Here is an 18,316-nt window from a genome sequence, read left to right on the forward strand (position 1 = left end):
CCCTCACGCGGCGGGCTCCTCCGCGGGTTCCTCCGCCGGCTCCTCCTCCAGCAGCCCCGCCGCGTGCAGCAGGTACTCCGTCATCGGGTCGTAGAAGCGCGGGTCGGTGACGTGGTCGTCCAGCGGGACCGTGACCTGGAGGGTGCCCTCCGCCTCGCCGAGGAACAGGGCCGGGTCGTTGCAGTCCGCGTAACCGATCGCGTCCAGCCCGCGCTGTCCGGCGCAGCCCGCCCAGCCGTGGTCGGCGACGACCAGGTCGGGCAGCGGGCGGCCCAGGTGGGCCATGGCGTCCAGGATGGCGGCCATGGGGGCCGGGGAGTGGGTGTGCCAGAGGGTCGCCCCGCGTTCCAGCATCGCGACATCGGCGAACTGGAAGACCATGCCCTCGTCCGCCATCAGCCCGGACGGGATACGGACGATCTCGCAACCCGCGCGGCGCAGCGCGTCCGCCGTCTGCCGGTGCACGTCCAGCATGCCGCCGGGGTGCCCGGTGGCGAACAGGACGCGCTCGCGGCCGTCCGCGGCCTTGCGCAGCCGGGCCGCCATCCGCTCCAGGGCGTCGACCGTCAGCTCCGGGTCGATGGTGTCCTGGCCCTGCCGGTGCGCCGGGTCGTCGTTGACGCCGCAGCGCTCGGCCATCACGGCGAGCACGTCCTGCTCGTCGGTCCAGCGGTCGCCCAGCTCCAGGCCCAGCCAGTAGTGGCGGTCGCCGTTGGCGAGCTTGCGGTAGTGGGAGAGGTTGTTGTCGCGTGGCGTGGCGACGTCCCCCGCGATACGCGTACGGACGAGGTGGTCGACGAGGGCGGCGCGGCTGGGTATCGGCATGGACCCATTGTGCCGTCCGGTGTGCGGGGTGTTCCCGGTGTCTTGCCCGGCGGACGGATGTGCCGGGCGTTCCGTCCGGCGGAGGGTCCGCTTCCGGCCGGACGTGCGGGCCGACAGCCGTTCACGCGTCCGGCCCGCACGTCCGGCCCGGCAAGTCTTCGGGGACTGTTCACCCCCGCGTGACCTGCTTCTTCCCCCGTCGGGCGGGCGTCGGGCTCGAATAGAACCACCCAGAGGTCTGGACCAATTGAGTCGCGCCAAAGCGGTGTCCGATTCTCTCCGTCGGGGCGCTTTCGGACTGAGTGGTCTATACCTTTGGCATTAGGGTGGGCCACCTGAAACGGGCACATACACAGCCGTGGGGGGCTTTATGACCGTGCATCACCTTCCGCAACCTCCGTCCGACGACGAGCTCTACTGGTACTTCGGGCCGCAACGCCGGTGGGTGCTGGTGAGCAGTTCGCTGGCCTTCGTCTTCACTGCGGCGACCATGTTCACCTTCGCGTTACGGACCCCCGCGCTGTGGGCCTTCCTCGCGATCCTCGGGCTGAACGTCGTGGCCCTGCTGCTGTCCTCCGTGAACAGCCTCCGCCAGCGCCGGCTGACCCGGGCCTCGCACGAGGTGCTCGTCCGCGCCTGGCGGCCCGCCGCACTGCCGGGCGTGGACCTCTATCTTCCGACCTGCGGCGAGCCGCTGCCCGTCCTCGCCAACGCCTACCGCGCGGTCGCCGCCCTCGACTGGCCCGACGGGCTCACCGTCTGGGTGCTGGACGACGCCGACCGGGCCGAGGTGGCGGCCCTGGCGGCCGAGCACGGCTACCGGTACGTCGTACGCCCCGACCGGGGCCACCTGAAGAAGGCGGGGAACCTCAACCACGCGCTCACGCTGTCCGGGGCCGAGTACATCGCGATCCTGGACGCGGACTTCGCGCCCCGGCCGGACTTCCTGCGCCATCTGGTCCCGTACCTCGCGGACCCGGCCGTCGGCATCGTGCAGAGCCCGCAGTGCTTCGACACCGACGCGGGCATGGACTGGATCCAGCGCGCCGCCGGGGCCGCACAGGAGTGGTTCTTCCGCTGGATCCAGCCCTCGCGGGACGCCAGCGACGCGGCGATCTGCTGCGGCAGCAACGCCGTCTACCGCCGCTCCGCGATCGACCTGGCGGGCGGCTTCGCCCGGCTCGACCACAGCGAGGACCTCTACACCGGACTCGCCCTGCACGAGCGGGGTTTCCGTACCCAGTACGTCCCCGTCCTGGTCGCCAAGGGCACCTCGCCCGACACCGTCACCTCGTTCGTCAACCAGCAGTACCGGTGGGCGATGGGCAACCTGCACCTCCTCGGCACCCCCGTCCTCAAGCGCATGGGCGCGCCGTGGCGGATGCGGCTCTGCTTCTACGAGGGCGTCGTCGGCTACCTGACCACGGCCGTGAACACCTTCGCCGCCCCGCTGCCGCCGCTGGTGATGATGTTCTGGTACCCGGACCACATCCGCCCCTGGCACGTGCTGCCGCTGCTCGCCCCGCTGTGGCTGTGGCATGTGCTGCTGCCCCGGATCAGCCGCACCCGGTGGCGGGTCGAGGTCATCCGCGCCAACGTCCTCACCAGCGTGGCCGCCGCCACCGCGTTCTGGCACACCCTGCGGGGCCGCAGCGCCGCCTGGGTGCCCACGGGGGTCCGGAGCAGCGGGAGTTCGGGTTCGATGGCCCGCCGGGTCGTGGGCGTCTCGCTGGTCTGGCTGGTCCTGTCGAACGGGGCCGCCGCCGGGGGCCTCGCGCTGGTGGTGGCCCGCAACGGCTGGGAGCCCGCCTGGGGCCTCGGCCTCTACCTCCTGGTCCAGCTCCAGATCAACGTGCCCCTGATCCGGGACCTGCTGACCGAGCTGCGGCCGGACGGCCGGGCACCCGCCGAGGCCGTCGACGTCGGGTCGCCCGCCATCCACCGTTCGCGGATCGGGCCCCCTACTCGGCCCCGGACCCGGCCCCGGGCGGGTGTGCTGCCCCGCCGGTGGCCCGAGGCCCTCGCCGCCACCGCCGTCCTCCTGCTCACCGGCCTGCTCGCCTCCGGGTGGGTCGACCCGATGCTCCCGTGGCTGAGTTGAGCCGCACCGAAAGGCGCCACCCGATGCCGTTCCTCCTCGCCCACGGCCCCCGCCGGAAGCGGTCCGCTCCCCAGCCGCCATCGGCCGCACCTCCGCGTCCGGGGACCCCCATCGGTTCGGGCAACTCGGGCAACCCGGGCAGCTCGGGCAGCGAGTCCGGGCCCAGTCCGCACCGGTCCACGTTCCGCCCCGACATCGAGGGGCTGCGCGCCGTCGCCGTCCTCGCGGTCCTCGCCTTCCACGCGCAGATACCCGGGACGGCGGGCGGCTTCGTCGGGGTGGACGTCTTCTTCGTCATCTCCGGCTATCTGATCACCGGGCTCCTGGTCCGGGAGGCGATCGCCACCGGCCGGATCCGGCTCGGCGACTTCTTCTCCCGCCGGGCCCGCCGACTGCTGCCGTCGGCCGCCGTCGTCCTCGCCGCCGTCGCGGTGGCCGGGGCGTGGCTGACCGTACCGCTGCTCCGCGCCGACCTGGAGCAGGACGTCCTCGCGGCGGCGCTGTCCGTCGCCAACTGGCGGTTCGTCTCCCAGCAGACCGACTACCTGGCCGCCGGGCACGACCAGAGTCCGCTGCTGCACTTCTGGTCGCTGGCTGTCGAGGAGCAGTTCTACCTGTTCTGGGCCCCGCTGCTGGCGGTGATCGTGCTCGTCGCCGCCCGTGCGGTCCGCCGGGGCCGGGCCGTGCGCGCGGTCGTGGCGCTCGCAACAGTTGCGGTGGCGCTCGCCTCGTTCGCGCTGTCCCTGCACTGGACGCGGGACTCCGTCTCGCTGGCGTATCTCGGAACCCCCTCGCGGGTCTGGCAGTTCGCCGTCGGCGCGCTGCTGGCGCTGCTGCCCTGGCACCTGCTGCGCGGGCCGCGCCCGCTGCGGCTGGTCTGCGGGTGGGCGGGGGCCGCGGCGATCGTCTGGTGCGTCGTGTCGTACGACGCGTCGACCCCGTACCCCGGCTACGCGGCGCTCGTCCCCACCCTGGGCACGGCCGCCGTGATCCTCGCCGCGATCCCGGGCCGGGGCAAGCGCGAGGCCCAAGGGGCCCATGGTGTCGGGCGGTTGCTGAGCGGCCGGGCCCCTCGGGCGGTCGGGCGGCTCTCCTACAACCTCTACCTGTGGCACTGGCCGGTACTCGTCCTCGCCGAAGCGCGCCTCGGGGCGCTCGGCTGGCCCGCGAAGACGGCGCTGACACTGGCCGCCGCGCTGCCCGCCCTCGCCACGATGCGCTGGGTCGAGCAGCCGCTGCGCCGCAGCCGTACGGTCTCCGAACTCCCGCGCCGGGGACTGGCGGTGGGGGTCTCCGCCATCGTCCTGCCGGTGGTGCTCGCGCTGGTCGTCGGCACCACGACCCTGCACCTGATGGGCCCGGCCACCCCCGTCGACGCCAAGGGCCTCCCGCCGGGCGCGGCCGCCGGCCCCTCGCTGCTCGCCCGGGCCGACGGGTCCCCGCTCGCGGACGGCCCGCTGGTGCCGGGGCCGGCCCAGGCGCGCAAGGACTTCCCGCCGGACGGGGCCTGCCAGGTCGCCCCGGCGGTGACCCGCAGCCCGAAGTGCCTGTTCGGGGCGGTGGACAGCCCCGACCGCGTCGTCCTGCTCGGCGACTCGCACGCCGGGCAGTGGTTCTCCCCGCTGCTCGCGCTGGCCTCCCAGCGCGGCTGGGCGCTCCAGGAGCTGGTGAAGCAGGGCTGCCCGCTACCGGAACTGACCGTGAAGAACACCCAGTTGGGGCGCGAGTACCGGGAGTGCGCCACCTGGCGAGCCGACGCCCTGGACCGGTTGCGTACGGGGCCGAAGCCCCGGCTGATCGTGATCGCCTCGCTCAACCGGTACACCGCCGACCGTGAACTCCTCTCCGCCGCCTGGGAGAAGACGCTGAAGCCGCTGCGGGCGACCGGCGCGCCGATCGTGTACATCGAGGACACCCCCGTACCGGGGACGGACATTCCCGCGTGCGTGTCCGGCGCTCCGGACTCCACCGCCGCCTGCGCGTTCAGCCGGGCCGAGGCGGTCCCGGCGGACGGACTGGCGCGGCGCATCACGGCGGGCGCGGTGCCGGGCGTGCGGTCCGTCGGCGTGAACCAGGTGCTGTGCCCGGGGGACGGCCCGACCTGTCCGGCGGTACGGGACCGGATCCTGCTCTACCGGGACGACGCCCATCTGACGAACGTGGCGGCCATCGTGCTGGCCCCCCGGCTGGAGCGGCTGCTGACGGAGTCGGGCGCACTGCCCCCGGCCGGCGCCCCCGCTCCCGCACCTTCCGCCGCGCCCGGGGCGGACGGCTGGACCGAGCTGCTGCGGGACGACTTCGACGGGCCGGCGAACAGCCGCCCCTCCCCCACGCACTGGAGTCACGACCTCGGCACCTGCTACCCCGGCTGCCCGGCGCCTCGGTGGGGCACCGGCGAGATCGAGACCATGACCGACTCGACCGACAACGTGCGCCTGGACGGGAAGGGCGCCCTGGAGATCGTGCCCACCAGGAAGGGCGGGCAGTGGAGTTCGGGCCGGATCACGACCGTGCGGTCCGACTTCGCGCCGCCGCCCGGCGGGGTGCTGCGGATCGAGGCGTCGATCGCGCTGCCGGACGTGACGGGGCCGAAGGCGGCGGGCTACTGGCCGGCGTTCTGGACCCTGGGCGCGGACCTGCGCGACGGGTACACCGGCTGGCCCGGGGTCGGCGAGCTGGACGTGATGGAGTCGGTCAACGGCCGGGACGCCTTCTTCGGCTCGATGCACTGCGGGGTCCTGGAGGGCGGGCCGTGCGAGGAGCCCGTGGGGCTGACGTCGGGACCTCAGGCGTGCGCGGACTGCCGTGGGGCGTTCCGCACGTACGCCGTCGAGGTCGACCTCTCCCCCGGGGCGGAGGAGGTGCGCTGGTACCTGGACGACCGGGTGTACCACCGGGTGCGGGCCGACGCGATGGACGCCGGGACCTGGAAGCGGGCCGTGGACCACGGGGCGTTCCTGATCCTGAACGTGGCGGTCGGCGGCAAGCTGCCGGAGGCCGACGGGGCGACGGTGGGCCCCGCGACCGAGCCGGGTCACGCGATGCGCGTCGACCGGGTCAGGGTCTCGGTCAAGGGCCGGGCCGGCTGACCCAGGGGGCCGCGGGTCACCTCTCGCCCCGGCCCGTCAGGGGCTGGGCGGCTCCGGCCGGCTGGCGGGCCGGAACAGGGCGGGCCGAGACGGGATGGGTCGGAACAGGGCGGGCCGACCACGTCCGGGGCTCGGTCAGGGCCCGGGCCGACCGACCGGGGGCGCCCCGCCGCCCGGCGTTCACGGGCTGGGGCTGAGGCCTTCGACCGCGAGCGTGAAGAGGCGGTCGGCCTGGACCGACGGCTCGGCGTAGTGCTCGGTGGCCAGGGCGATGCCGACGACCAGGGTGATCAGGTCGTGGAAGGTGACGCCCGGCCTGACCGTCCCGTCGCGCAGCGCCCGCCGGAGCAGGGGGGCGGCCGCGCTGTCGAGCACCGCGCCGCAGGAGTGCGGCGCGTCACCGGCACGCGCGTCACCGGCACGCGCGTCGGTCGAGGGCGCATCGGTCGGCGGCTCGTAGGTCAGCGCGTCCGCGAACCCCCGGGCGGAGACGGCGTACTCCACGAAGGCGCGCAGCCAGTCCAGCAGGGCGGTACGGCTGTCCTCGGTCCGGCTCAGCTCGGCCGCGCGCCCGCAGAGGGCCTGGATGCGCTCCTGGAAGACCGCGTCCAGGAGGGCCTGGCGGGTGGGGAAGTGACGGCGCACGGTGGCGGAGCCGACGCCTGCCGTGCGGGCGACCTGTTCGAGGGAGGCGGCGGCTCCGTGCCGGGCGACCTCGGCCTCCGCCACGGCGAGGATGCGGCTGTAGTTGCGGCGGGCGTCCGCGCGCTGACCGGTCACGTTCTCACTCCAGTTGCTAAGTGGTGGGCCCCGCCATATCGTAGCCGGGAGGAAACGGCGGGCCCCGCCGTTTTGCGTTCCCCGGTTTGCGAGGAGATATCCCCATGGCATCACGTACCGCCCCTGTCCTGGTCACCGGCGCCACCGGCCGCCAGGGCGGGGCCACCGCACGGGCCCTGCTGGCCGCCGGCATCCCGGTGCGCGCCCTGGTGCGCGACCCGCACACGCAGCGCGCGAAGGACGTCGAGGCGTTGGGGATCGAGCTGGTGACCGGCGATCTGGCCGACCGGTCCTCCCTGGACGCGGCCTGCGCGGGCGTCCGGGCCGTGTTCTCGGTGCAGATGCCGCCGATGAGCGAGAGCGGCGTCGACTTCGCCGGGGAGCTGGCGCAGGCGACGCACCTCATCGAGGCGGCGCGGGCGGCGGGCGTGCCGCAGTTCGTGCAGTCCTCGACCAGCGGGGTCGGCGTGCACACTCAGACGCCGGGCTGGGCGGAGGGCCACTGGGAGGCGATGGAGCCCTACTTCGACACCAAGCAGGCCATCCTGGAGGCGGTGCGCGGGGCGGGCTTCGCCCGTTGGACCGTGGTCAAGCCCGCGTTCTTCATGGAGAACCTGCCCCAGCTGGCGCCGGACGGCCCCGGCGGCGGTCTCGCGACGGTGATCCGGCCGGACACGACCCTGGCGCTGGTGGCCTGCGAGGACATCGGCGCGGCCGTCGCCCACGCCGTACGGGACCCCGACCGCTTCCACGGGGTGGAGCTGGAACTCGCGGGCGACCGGCTCACGATGGAGCAGGTGGCCGGGGTGCTGTCCACCGCGTGGGGCGTGCCGGTGGAGGCCCCGTCCATGGATCTCGACGAGGCCCTCGCGGCGGGGATGCCCGCCTGGGGCGCCGGACACCTGTGGAGCAATGCCCTCACGCAGCCGGCCCGTCCCGAACTCGCCACGGAGCTGGGGATTCCGGTGACCTCGTTCGCCGCCTGGGCGGACCGGCACCTGACAGCTGCGCGGGCCTGACGGCCGCCTCGGCCCGGGTGCTTCCCCCGGGGGGCCCGAGTGCGGCCCGGATGCGGCCCGGATGCGGCCCGAGTGCGGCCCGGATGCGGCGGGAAGGCGGCCCCGGATGCGACCCAGGTGCCGCCCTACGTCACCACGGAGAGCACCGTCACCACGGTCACCGTGGAGATCGCCGCCTGGAGGTTGCGGATCGCCTCGCCCACGCTCACGCCCGCCCAGTGCCCTTCGGCGATGTGGGCCATGCGCGGGGCGACCTGCTTCTTCGGCAGACCGGGGAAGGCCTGGGGGTGCATGCCCGTGGCGTGCAGCAGGGCGACGAGGGAGCTGGTGCGGGCGTCCGGCTCGGCCCCGTGCAGCACCGCGGCGGCCAGCCGGGCGCGCAGCTCCCGCTCGACGGTCCCGTCGGCCTCCGGGTAGCGGCGCACGGGGAAGACGCCGAGGGCCCGGTGCTTCTCCTCGGTCACCAGACCGCGGGCGCAGAGGCTCTCCACGACGTCCTGGGAGCCCTTGGCGTGGTCCCGGGTCAGCCAGTCGGTGACCTTGCGGCTGCTGGACGCCCCGTGGACCCAGCGCGTCAGCCGGTCGAGCCGTCCGTCCAGGAGCGGATCGCCCGTGGGGGACGGGTCGAAGACCTCGACGCGGCCGCCCTTCACCGTGACGCGGCCCGCCATGACCAGCTCCAGGAGCATGCCTGCCGCCACGCCCCAGCGGGCGGCGGTCTCCCCCTTCGCCGCGCCGGTCGTGTCGTCCAGCGACAGCAGCATGATCTCTTCGCCCAGTGAGACGGCCATGGTGCGACTCCCCGCATCGTTAGGTGTCGAACGGACAGACGCGCGAGCCCGGTCCGGGGTTGCTCAGGAGGCGAAACCGCTACTCAAGAGGCGAAACCGCTGCTCAGGATGGTTCCGCGGCGGCGAAGGCGCCCCGGGCCAGCCGGTGCAGCAGGGCAGCGGTCACCGCCCGGCCGGGCAGGGTCTCGGGGCGGGCCAGGTGCGGGGTGGAGTTCAGCAGGCCGAAGACGGCGTGCACGGTGACACGGGCCCGGTTCTCGGCCAGCGACGGGTAGAGGGCGCGGACGACGCCGACCCAGACCTCGACGTACTCGCGCTGGAGCCGGCGCACCCGCTTGCGGTCCGTGTCGCGCAGCCGGTCCAGCTCGCGGTCGTGGAGGGTGATCAGGGGGCGGTCGTCGAGGGCGAAGTCGATGTGGCCCTCGATGAGCGCGTCCAGGAGGGCCTCCGGGGAGCCGTCGCCCCGGGCGGCGTCCTCCGACACCCGCATACGGCCGCCCTCCAGCAGCCGTTCGCTGATGCCCACCAGGAGCTCGGCGAGCATCGCGTCCTTGCCGGGGAAATGACGGTAGAGACCGGGACCGCTGATCCCGACGGCGGCGCCTATCTCGTCGACGCCGACGCCGTGGAAGCCGCGCTCGGCGAAGAGGCGGGCGGCCTCCCGGAGGATCTGCTCGCGGCGGGTGGGGGCCGCGACGCGGGCGGCGGCATGGGTGCTCATGAGGATTCATTCTAGACAGGGTCGTTAGCGCTCGTTAACCTGAGGGAAACGCGTTAACGATCACTAACAGCAGTGCCAGCACTGACAACAGTGTCAGCAGAGACAGCAGCGGTTGACTATCGCGGTACGGGCAAGGGGGCTCGACACGATGCAGCAGGCACCGGTCCTGGCGAGCGCGGCCGATCCCGCCTCGGAGGCCTGGCAGGCCAACGAGGCGGCTCATCGCGCGCTCTCCGACGAGCTGGCGGGACGCCTCGCCACGGCACGGCTGGGCGGGGGTGAGAAGGCTCGGGCCCGCCACGAGGCGCGCGGCAAGCTGCTCCCCCGGGACCGGGTGGACACCCTCCTCGACCCGGGTTCGCCGTTCCTGGAGCTGGCCCCGCTGGCCGCCGAGGGGCTGTACGGGGACGCCGCCCCGGCCGCCGGCGTGATCGCCGGGATCGGCCGGGTCAGCGGCCGGGAGTGCGTGATCGTCGCCAATGACGCGACCGTCAAGGGCGGCACGTACTACCCGATGACCGTGAAGAAGCACCTGCGCGCCCAGGAAGTGGCGCTGGAGAACCGTCTCCCCTGCCTCTATCTGGTCGACTCGGGCGGCGCGTTCCTGCCGATGCAGGACGAGGTCTTCCCCGACCGGGACCACTTCGGGCGGATCTTCTACAACCAGGCCCGGATGTCGGGGGCCGGCATCCCGCAGATCGCGGCGGTGCTGGGCTCCTGCACGGCGGGCGGAGCGTACGTCCCGGCGATGAGCGACGAGGCCGTCATCGTCCGGAACCAGGGCACGATCTTCCTCGGCGGCCCGCCGCTGGTGAAGGCCGCCACCGGCGAGATCGTCACGGCGGAGGAGCTGGGCGGCGGCGAGGTCCACTCCCGTACGTCGGGGGTCACCGACCACCTCGCGGAGGACGACGCGCACGCCCTGCGGATCGTCCGCAACATCGTCGCGACCCTCCCGGACCGCGCCCCGCTCCCCTGGACGGTCGAGCCGGCCGAGGAGCCGAAGGTGGACCCGGCCGGGCTGTACGGCGCGGTCCCGGTGGACTCCCGGACGCCGTACGACGTACGCGAGGTCATCGCGCGCGTGGTGGACGGCTCGCGCTTCCAGGAGTTCAAGGCGGAGTACGGGCAGACGCTGATCACCGGCTTCGCCCGGATCCACGGCCATCCGGTCGGGATCGTCGCGAACAACGGGATCCTGTTCTCCGAGTCGGCCCAGAAGGGCGCGCACTTCATCGAGCTGTGCGACCAGCGCGGCATCCCCCTCGTCTTCCTCCAGAACATCTCCGGCTTCATGGTCGGCCGGGACTACGAGGCAGGAGGCATCGCCAAGCACGGCGCGAAGATGGTCACGGCCGTGGCCTGCACCCGCGTGCCGAAGCTGACGGTCGTGGTCGGCGGTTCGTACGGCGCGGGCAATTATTCGATGTGCGGCCGGGCCTACAGCCCCCGCTTCCTGTGGATGTGGCCGAACGCCAAGATCTCGGTGATGGGCGGCGAGCAGGCCGCCTCCGTGCTGGCGACCGTCAAGCGCGACCAGCTCGGCGACGACTGGAGCCCCGAGGACGAGGAGACGTTCAAGGCCCCGATCCGCGCCCAGTACGAGACCCAGGGCAACGCCTACTACGCGACCGCCCGGCTCTGGGACGACGGTGTGATCGACCCCGTGGACACCCGGCAGGTCCTGGGCCTCGCGCTCACGGCCTGCGCCAATGCCCCGCTGCCCCAGAAGGACCCGGCCGGGCCCGGCTTCGGCGTCTTCCGGATGTGAGGAACAGATGACGATGTTCGACACCGTTCTGGTCGCCAACCGCGGCGAGATCGCGGTCCGGGTGATCCGGACCCTGCGGGAGCAGGGCGTGCGCTCGGTCGCGGTCTTCAGCGACGCGGACGCGGACGCCCGGCACGTACGGGAGGCGGACACGGCGGTCCGGATCGGCCCGCCGCCCGCGTCCGAGAGCTATCTGAACGTCCCCGCGCTCCTGGAGGCGGCCCGCCGCACCGGCGCGCAGGCCGTGCACCCCGGGTACGGATTCCTGGCGGAGAACGCCGGCTTCGCGCAGGCGTGCGCGGACGCGGGGCTGGTCTTCATCGGCCCGCCCGCCTCCGCGATCTCCCTCATGGGCGACAAGATCCGGGCCAAGGAGACGGTCGCGGCGGCCGGGGTCCCGGTCGTGCCCGGCTCCTCCGGAAGCGGCCTGACCGATGCCCAACTGGAGGAAGCGGCACGGGAGATCGGCACGCCGGTCCTCCTGAAGCCGAGCGCGGGCGGCGGCGGCAAGGGCATGCGCCTGGTCCGCGACGCGGCGGTGCTGGCGGACGAGATCGCGGCGGCCCGCCGCGAGGCACGGGCCTCCTTCGGCGACGACACCCTCCTCGTGGAGCGGTGGATCGACCGGCCGCGCCACATCGAGATCCAGGTGCTGGCCGACACCCACGGCAACGTGATCCACCTCGGCGAGCGCGAGTGCTCGCTCCAGCGCCGCCACCAGAAGATCATCGAGGAGGCCCCTTCGGTCTTCCTCGACGAGGAGACCCGGGCGGCGATGGGCGAGGCGGCCGTGCAGGCGGCACGCTCCTGCGGGTACGCGGGCGCGGGGACGGTGGAGTTCATCGTCCCGGGCGACGACCCGTCCTCGTACTACTTCATGGAGATGAACACCCGCCTCCAGGTCGAGCACCCGGTCACCGAACTGATCACCGGTGTGGACCTGGTGGAGTGGCAGCTGCGGGTGGCGTCCGGCGAGCGACTGCCGTACGCGCAGAAGGACATCACCCTGACCGGCTGGGCGATCGAGGCCCGCGTCTGCGCCGAGGACCCGGCCCGGGGCTTCCTGCCCTCCGGCGGTACGGTGCTGGCGCTGCGCGAGCCGCAGGGCGGCGGGGTGCGGACGGACTCGGGGCTCAGCGAGGGCGTGCCGGTGGGCAGCCTGTACGACCCGATGCTGTCGAAGGTCATCGCGTACGGCCCCGACCGCGCGAGCGCGCTGCGCAAGCTGCGGGCGGCCCTGGCGGACACGGTGATCCTGGGCGTCCCGACCAACGCGGGCTTCCTGCGCCGTCTGCTGGCCCACCCGGACGTGGTCTCCGGAGACCTGGACACCGGGCTCGTGGAACGCGAGGCGCAGGGTCTGGTGCCGGACGGGGTGCCGGACGAGGTGTACGCGGCGGCGGCAGCGGTCCGCCGGGAGGCGCTGGAGCCCCGGCCGGACGCGGGCGGCTGGACGGACCCGTTCTCGGTGCCGAGCGGGTGGCGGACGGGGGGTGTGCGGGCGCCGCTGACGTTCCCGCTGCGAGTAGCGGGACATGAACCCGTCGTCCGGAGCGCTCCGGCCTCCGCGACGGTCACGGCGGACCGGGTCACGGTCGAACTCGACGGCGCGGTGGGCCACTTCCACCGCTCCGGGGACTGGCTCGGCCGGGACGGCGACACCTGGCACGTCCAGGACCACGATCCGGTGGAGGCGTCCCTGAGCGGGGCGGGCCGGGGCGGGGCGGACACCCTGGCGGCCCCTATGCCGGGCACGGTCACGGTGGTGAAGGTCGCCGTCGGGGACGAGGTCGAGGCGGGGCAGAGCCTGCTCGTGGTGGAGGCGATGAAGATGGAGCACGTGATCTCCGCCCCGCACGCGGGGACCGTCACCGAGCTGGACGTCACGGCGGGCGCGACGGTCGCGATGGACCAGATTCTGGTGGTGGTCGTCCCCGTGGCGGCTGCTTCGGCCGAGGAGGGCTCATGACCACGCGCACGCTCCCCATGGAGGTCCCGACCCCCGGGCTGCCGGCCCGGGTCCGTATCCATGAGGTAGGCGCCCGGGACGGCCTCCAGAACGAGAAGGAGACCGTTCCCACGGAGGTGAAGGCGGAGTTCATCCGCCGGCTGGCGGTGGCCGGTCTGACCACGATCGAGGCGACGAGCTTCGTGCACCCGAAGTGGGTGCCCCAACTGGCGGACGCGGAAGCCCTGTTCCCCCTCCTCGGGGACATCGCGGACGTGGGTGACGTCTCCCTCCCTGTCCTCGTGCCGAACGAACGCGGCCTGGACCGGGCGCTGGCGCTCGGGGCCCGGTCGATCGCGGTGTTCGGCTCGGCGACGGAGACGTTCGCCGCCCGCAACCTGAACCGGACCGTGGACGAGTCGCTGGCCATGTTCGAACCGGTGGTGGCCCGCGCCAAGGCGGAGAAGGCGCAGGTGCGCGGCTATCTGTCGATGTGCTTCGGCGACCCGTGGGAAGGCGCGGTGCCCGTGGCACAGGTGGTCCGGGTCGCGAAGGCGCTGATGGATCTGGGCTGCGACGAGTTGTCGCTGGGCGACACGATCGGGGTGGCGACGCCGGGCCACGTAACGACCCTGCTGACAGCGCTGAACGAGGCCTCCGTCCCCACCCAATCCATCGGCGTCCACTTCCACGACACGTACGGCCAGGCACTGTCCAACACCCTGGCTGCACTCCAGCACGGGGTGAGCACGGTCGACGCCTCGGCGGGCGGCCTGGGCGGCTGCCCGTACGCGAAGAGCGCCACGGGCAATCTCGCCACCGAGGACCTCGTGTGGATGCTCAACGGCCTCGGCATCGAAACGGGCGTCGACCTCGACGAGTTGACCGCCACCAGCGTCTGGCTCGCCGGACACCTGGGCCGACCGAGCCCATCCCGCACGGTCCGCGCCCTGACCCCTTCCTCTTCCTCTTCTTCTTCCCCCTCCCACAAGGAGTGAGCCACCCATGCCCCTGGACCACCGGCTGACCGCCGAACACGAGGAACTGCGCCGCACGGTCGAGGCGTTCGCGCACGACGTGGTCGCGCCGAAGATCGGCGACTTCTACGAGCGCCACGAGTTCCCGTACGAGATCGTGCGCGAGATGGGCCGCATGGGCCTGTTCGGGCTGCCGTTCCCGGAGGAGTACGGCGGCATGGGCGGCGACTACCTGGCGCTCGGGATCGCGCTGGAGGAGCTGGCCCGGGTCGACTCCTCGGTGGCGATCACCCTGGAGGCCGGGGTCTCGCTGGGCGCGATGCCGCTGCACCTGTTCGGCACGGAGGAGCAGAAGCGGCAGTGGCTGCCGAAGCTGTGCGCGGGCGAGGCACTGGGCGCGTTCGGCCTGACCGAGCCGGACGGCGGCTCGGACGCGGGCGGCACGCGCACGACGGCCGTGCTGGACGAGGCCACGGACGAGTGGGTGATCAACGGCTCTAAGTGCTTCATCACCAACTCCGGTACGGACATCACCGAGTTGGTCACGGTGACGGCGGTGACGGGCCGCAAGGAGGACGGCCGCCCCCGGATCTCCGCGATCATCGTGCCTTCCGGCACCCCGGGCTTCACCGTCGCCGCCCCCTACTCGAAGGTCGGCTGGAACGCCTCGGACACCCGGGAACTGTCCTTCGCCGACGTCCGCGTCCCGGCGGCCAACCTCCTGGGCGAGGAGGGCCGGGGCTACGCGCAGTTCCTGCGGATCCTCGACGAGGGCCGGGTCGCGATCTCGGCGCTGGCCACGGGCCTGGCGCAGGGCTGCGTGGACGAGTCGGTGAAGTACGCGGCCGAGCGCCACGCGTTCGGCCGGCCGATCGGCGCGAACCAGGCGATCCAGTTCAAGATCGCCGACATGGAGATGCGCGCCCACATGGCCCGGGTGGGCTGGCGCGACGCGGCCTCGCGGCTGGTGGCGGGCGAACCGTTCAAGAAGGAGGCAGCGATCGCGAAGCTGTACTCCTCGACGGTGGCGGTGGACAACGCCCGGGAGGCGACGCAGATCCACGGCGGTTACGGCTTCATGAACGAGTACCCGGTGGCGCGGATGTGGCGCGACTCGAAGATCCTGGAGATCGGCGAGGGAACGAGCGAGGTGCAGCGGATGCTGATCGCACGGGAGTTGGGGCTGCCGGGCTGATCTGCCGCCTCCCGATACTCCGAGACTGCCGACCGGCCGCCGTGAAACATTCCGTGGCGGCCGGTCAAGCCCGATATGCCCCATGGTCTATGTCACGGGGTGCCATTCAGCGCAGTGCGCTCAACACCCTGCGGCCCAACTCCCCGCGAAGCGAGGGCATCTACCGGCAGCCACGCCGCATCCGTGACTTCTTCGGTCTGAAGCGTGCTGACGTCGGCCGCCTCCATCGCAGGCGCCGCCAGGGCATAGGCACTGAAACACGGAGCGGCTGGTCTGTCGTACCCAGCCTCTATTCTCTTCACTGTGGACGAAGCCATCGTGTGTGCCGCTCTCGCTGCTTTGGCCGATGGCCCGCAGTACACAGCAGAGGAAGCCCTTGAGGTGGTACCGCATGCGGCAGGCCTCTATGCGGTCCATGGCAAGGTGCTGGCGATCGGAGAACTCGCAACAGGTACGGCCGGCCGGCCCCTCTACGTGGGCAAGTCAGAGCGCAACTTGGTAGGGCGCGACCTGCGTACACACTTCGCAACGGGCAGGACTGGCTCCTCCACCCTACGGCGGACACTCTCGGCGCTCCTGCGGGAACCACTCGGACTACGAGCAGTGCCCCGCAACCTCGCTGAGCCTGACGGCAGCGCCAACTACTCCCTGGAGAGCAGAGGAGATGAGCGGCTGACGGAATGGATGCACGCGAGGCTGCGGCTCTCGGTGTGGGTAGGACCTGAGGGCACAGTCCTCGACGAGGTGGAGACTGCCGTGCTCCACGCGCTACGACCGCCTCTCAACTTGGCCAAGACAGGCAGCCCGGGCGACCGCAGGATCAAGCTGGCTCGTGCGGCGATGGCAGCGGAGGCGAGGGCCTGGCGGAAGCACGGTGGGGCGAAGGGCCCCGGGCGCCACTGATTGAGGAGAGACACCAGTGACGGGACCGACGGACATCCAGCAGGCCGTAAGCGACGAGCAGTGGGCGGGTGCCCGGCTGATCTGGGACTACCACCAGATGCGTCACGAACTTCGTCCGGCGGACGTGGCGATCGGGCTCGGCAGTCACGATCTCGGCGTGGCGACCACGAGCGCCGGGCTGTACCGGGCCGGGCTCTTCCCTGTCCTTGTCTTCACGGGCGGCAACAGCCCGACTACGGCGGCGCGCTTCCCCCGTGGTGAGGCCGTCCACTACAAGGAGCACGCCCTCGCCCTCGGAGTACCCGATGAGGCGATCCTCCTGGAGCCTTGCGCCGGGAACACCGGCCACAACATCACGTACTCCCGACAGGTGCTCGCTGATGCCGGAATTTCCCCGGCCTCGGTACTGCTGGTCTCCAAGCCGTACATGGAGCGCCGTTCGTACGCCACCGCCCGCAAGCTCTGGCCCGAGGTCGATGTGCGCTGTGCCTCCGAGCCCTTGGAGCTGGACAACTACGTCAAGAGCATCGGTGACGAGAAGCTCGTCCTGGACATGCTCGTCGGCGACCTCCAACGGGTGATCGAGTATCCCAAACTCGGATTCGCCGTCGAGCAGGAAGTCCCGGAGGATGTGCGCGCCGCCTACGAAACCCTCCGCACCGCAGGCTTCACCAGTCGCCTCGTCACACCCTGACAGGTCGGCAGCGGACGGACTCTGCTCCATCCACCACCCAACTTCTCCCCCGGTCTCTGCACGCCGGCCAAGCTGTGCGCGGCGGACTGCTGGATCGTGCTCGACAACGTGCAGTTCGCCCGCCACGACTACCAGCACCGGAGGACCCAAAACAGCAGCTGTGGCTCACTCTTGCCGCCCACCTGCCGCGGGAACGGCGGAGTCGCGTCAGAGAAGCGCGGATCGTGGGCTCGGCGCTCAACCGCAAGAGAGTGGACATGCTGCTGCGGCAGTACTTCGGCAGGAGCCCATACTGGTCCACGCTTGATGCCGTGATCGCACCCGTCCTGGAACTTCTGGCGGTCTCCGACCGCACGGCTGTGATCGCGGAAGCCTCCACCCGACTTCTGCTCAACCTGCTCGGCTGGCACGGTTCCGTCGCGCGCAGTAGCGCGTGCCCCGCGCACGTCGGCCGGGTGCCCGATCAGGTGAGGCTGAAGGAGAGCGTGTCCTGCGTGTACCAGGAAACGTGCTTCGTCGCCGTCTCCCATTCGTCGTGCTCGACATCGAGCTTGTCGATGAGTTCCTGAACGTCGTAGCGCAAGTCCGGGTCCATGCAGTCGAGGACGGCACGGTAGGCATCGGCCGCAGGCTTGGCCCTGTCCAGCGGAAGATGGCCGATGGCCGGGTACCCGTCCAACGCGTGCGGGATGTGGGGGAAGCGCTCCGGCAGACCGCCGTACAGGTAGCCGTGGGGCAGCAGGTCCAGCGGTACGCCGAGGCGGCGCATCTCCTCGTCGACGAGGCTGAAGAATGTCGACGGCTTCGAGTAGGTTCCCAAGTGCGACGGATCGGAGGCGTTGCGGTCGATGATGATCTGCAACGCCGCGGTGTATGAGTTGCCCGCGCACTCCGCCTCGGAGGAGGTGTGTCCCGCGAGGAGGTGATCGAGAGCCTCCGGGATGGACAGCCCCCAGTCGATGCCCTCGTGGTCGAGACCCTCCTGACGCGACTGCGCGAACTTCAGCATATTCCCAAGGCGCCGCTCCTGATCTGCGGTCAGCGCGCGGCTGTTGCCCAGGAACGCCAGGACGTCGGCCTGGTCGGCGGTGGAGTAGGCAATGTTGTAGCTCATGGGCGCAATGGTGCCAGCGGGGGCTGACACACCCGTCGCGGACTGCAACACTTCCTCGGGCCTCGTAGCGGTGGCCGGATGTGCCGCAGATACAGCAGGTCGACCCCGGTCCTTCTCCTTGATGGCCTTGGCCGCCGGACTTGGAGGGGCGGATGTCGGTGTCGAGTCCGTCAGGGAGTGCGTCGACGACCTTGGTGGCGCCGGCCCGGGCGGCGGCCAGGACGGCGGTTTCGCTCTGGTCGCCCTGGCCGAGGGTGATGTTCTCCCGGAGGGTGGCCCGGCGAGGGCGTCGCCGAGGACCTGGCGGCGGGCGGTGCCCTGCTGGAACGGGTCGCCGAACAACACCTTCGACGAAATCCGGTCGACCTGGACTCACCGCGAAGGGACC

14 protein-coding genes are annotated in these 18,316 nt (G+C 72.1%); 9 read left to right on the plus strand and 5 right to left on the minus strand.

What is annotated here, in order from left to right; translation table 11 throughout:
* Positions 1-3: 3 nt before the first annotated feature.
* The gene (locus D581_RS0122100) at positions 4-825 is read right to left on the minus strand and encodes a phosphatase (RefSeq protein ID WP_018959384.1); all 822 of its coding nucleotides are present in this window, start codon (positions 823-825) and stop codon (positions 4-6) included.
* A gap of 370 nt (positions 826-1,195) precedes the next feature.
* On the opposite strand from D581_RS0122100, the gene D581_RS0122105 reads away from it, so the two are divergent.
* Both D581_RS0122105 and D581_RS0122110 read left to right on the plus strand, forming a co-directional pair.
* Positions 1,196-2,926 (plus strand): glycosyltransferase family 2 protein, encoded by a 1,731-nt coding sequence (locus tag D581_RS0122105; protein WP_018959385.1) that lies wholly within the window; start codon positions 1,196-1,198, stop codon positions 2,924-2,926.
* A 23-nt stretch (positions 2,927-2,949) separates the two neighbouring features.
* A complete protein-coding gene (locus tag D581_RS0122110; RefSeq protein ID WP_018959386.1) occupies positions 2,950-6,015 on the plus strand; it encodes an acyltransferase family protein in 3,066 nt (1,021 codons plus the stop codon).
* A gap of 180 nt (positions 6,016-6,195) precedes the next feature.
* Here D581_RS0122110 and D581_RS0122115 read toward each other — a convergent pair whose 3' ends face one another.
* Positions 6,196-6,795: a TetR/AcrR family transcriptional regulator gene (locus D581_RS0122115; RefSeq protein WP_018959387.1), complete on the minus strand. Its 600-nt coding sequence runs from the start codon at positions 6,793-6,795 to the stop codon at positions 6,196-6,198.
* A 104-nt stretch (positions 6,796-6,899) separates the two neighbouring features.
* Between D581_RS0122115 and D581_RS0122120 the strand changes: the two genes are divergently transcribed.
* Complete coding sequence (locus D581_RS0122120) at positions 6,900-7,814, plus strand: NmrA family NAD(P)-binding protein (RefSeq protein ID WP_018959388.1); 915 nt, start codon at positions 6,900-6,902, stop codon at positions 7,812-7,814.
* 125 nt (positions 7,815-7,939) lie between these two features.
* On the opposite strand, the gene D581_RS0122125 is transcribed toward D581_RS0122120, so the two are convergent.
* Together D581_RS0122125 and D581_RS0122130 are read right to left on the minus strand one after the other, a co-directional pair.
* The gene (locus tag D581_RS0122125) at positions 7,940-8,605 is read right to left on the minus strand and encodes a GOLPH3/VPS74 family protein (RefSeq protein ID WP_018959389.1); all 666 of its coding nucleotides are present in this window, start codon (positions 8,603-8,605) and stop codon (positions 7,940-7,942) included.
* A 103-nt stretch (positions 8,606-8,708) separates the two neighbouring features.
* A complete protein-coding gene (locus tag D581_RS0122130) occupies positions 8,709-9,326 on the minus strand; it encodes an SACE_7040 family transcriptional regulator (RefSeq protein WP_018959390.1) in 618 nt (205 codons plus the stop codon).
* A 148-nt stretch (positions 9,327-9,474) separates the two neighbouring features.
* On the opposite strand from D581_RS0122130, the gene D581_RS0122135 reads away from it, so the two are divergent.
* From D581_RS0122135 to D581_RS0122155, 6 genes are all read left to right on the plus strand, one after another.
* Complete coding sequence (locus D581_RS0122135; RefSeq protein ID WP_018959391.1) at positions 9,475-11,097, plus strand: carboxyl transferase domain-containing protein; 1,623 nt, start codon at positions 9,475-9,477, stop codon at positions 11,095-11,097.
* A 7-nt stretch (positions 11,098-11,104) separates the two neighbouring features.
* Complete coding sequence (locus D581_RS0122140) at positions 11,105-13,066, plus strand: acetyl-CoA carboxylase biotin carboxylase subunit (protein ID WP_018959392.1); 1,962 nt, start codon at positions 11,105-11,107, stop codon at positions 13,064-13,066.
* A complete protein-coding gene (locus tag D581_RS0122145; RefSeq protein ID WP_018959393.1) occupies positions 13,063-14,043 on the plus strand; it encodes a hydroxymethylglutaryl-CoA lyase in 981 nt (326 codons plus the stop codon). Before D581_RS0122140 ends, D581_RS0122145 begins: the two co-directional genes overlap by 4 nt.
* A gap of 7 nt (positions 14,044-14,050) precedes the next feature.
* Complete coding sequence (locus tag D581_RS0122150) at positions 14,051-15,217, plus strand: acyl-CoA dehydrogenase family protein (protein ID WP_018959394.1); 1,167 nt, start codon at positions 14,051-14,053, stop codon at positions 15,215-15,217.
* A 303-nt stretch (positions 15,218-15,520) separates the two neighbouring features.
* Positions 15,521-16,120, plus strand: a complete 600-nt coding sequence (locus tag D581_RS1000000141345) for a GIY-YIG nuclease family protein (protein WP_158688623.1) — start codon at positions 15,521-15,523, stop codon at positions 16,118-16,120.
* 16 nt (positions 16,121-16,136) lie between these two features.
* The gene (locus D581_RS0122155) at positions 16,137-16,814 is read left to right on the plus strand and encodes a YdcF family protein (protein WP_018959395.1); all 678 of its coding nucleotides are present in this window, start codon (positions 16,137-16,139) and stop codon (positions 16,812-16,814) included.
* A 463-nt stretch (positions 16,815-17,277) separates the two neighbouring features.
* On the opposite strand, the gene D581_RS0122160 is transcribed toward D581_RS0122155, so the two are convergent.
* Positions 17,278-17,928, minus strand: a complete 651-nt coding sequence (locus D581_RS0122160) for a DUF7691 family protein (RefSeq protein WP_026290783.1) — start codon at positions 17,926-17,928, stop codon at positions 17,278-17,280.
* Positions 17,929-18,316 lie beyond the last annotated feature (388 nt).

The sequence above is a fragment of the Streptomyces sp. CNB091 genome (assembly GCF_000377965.1).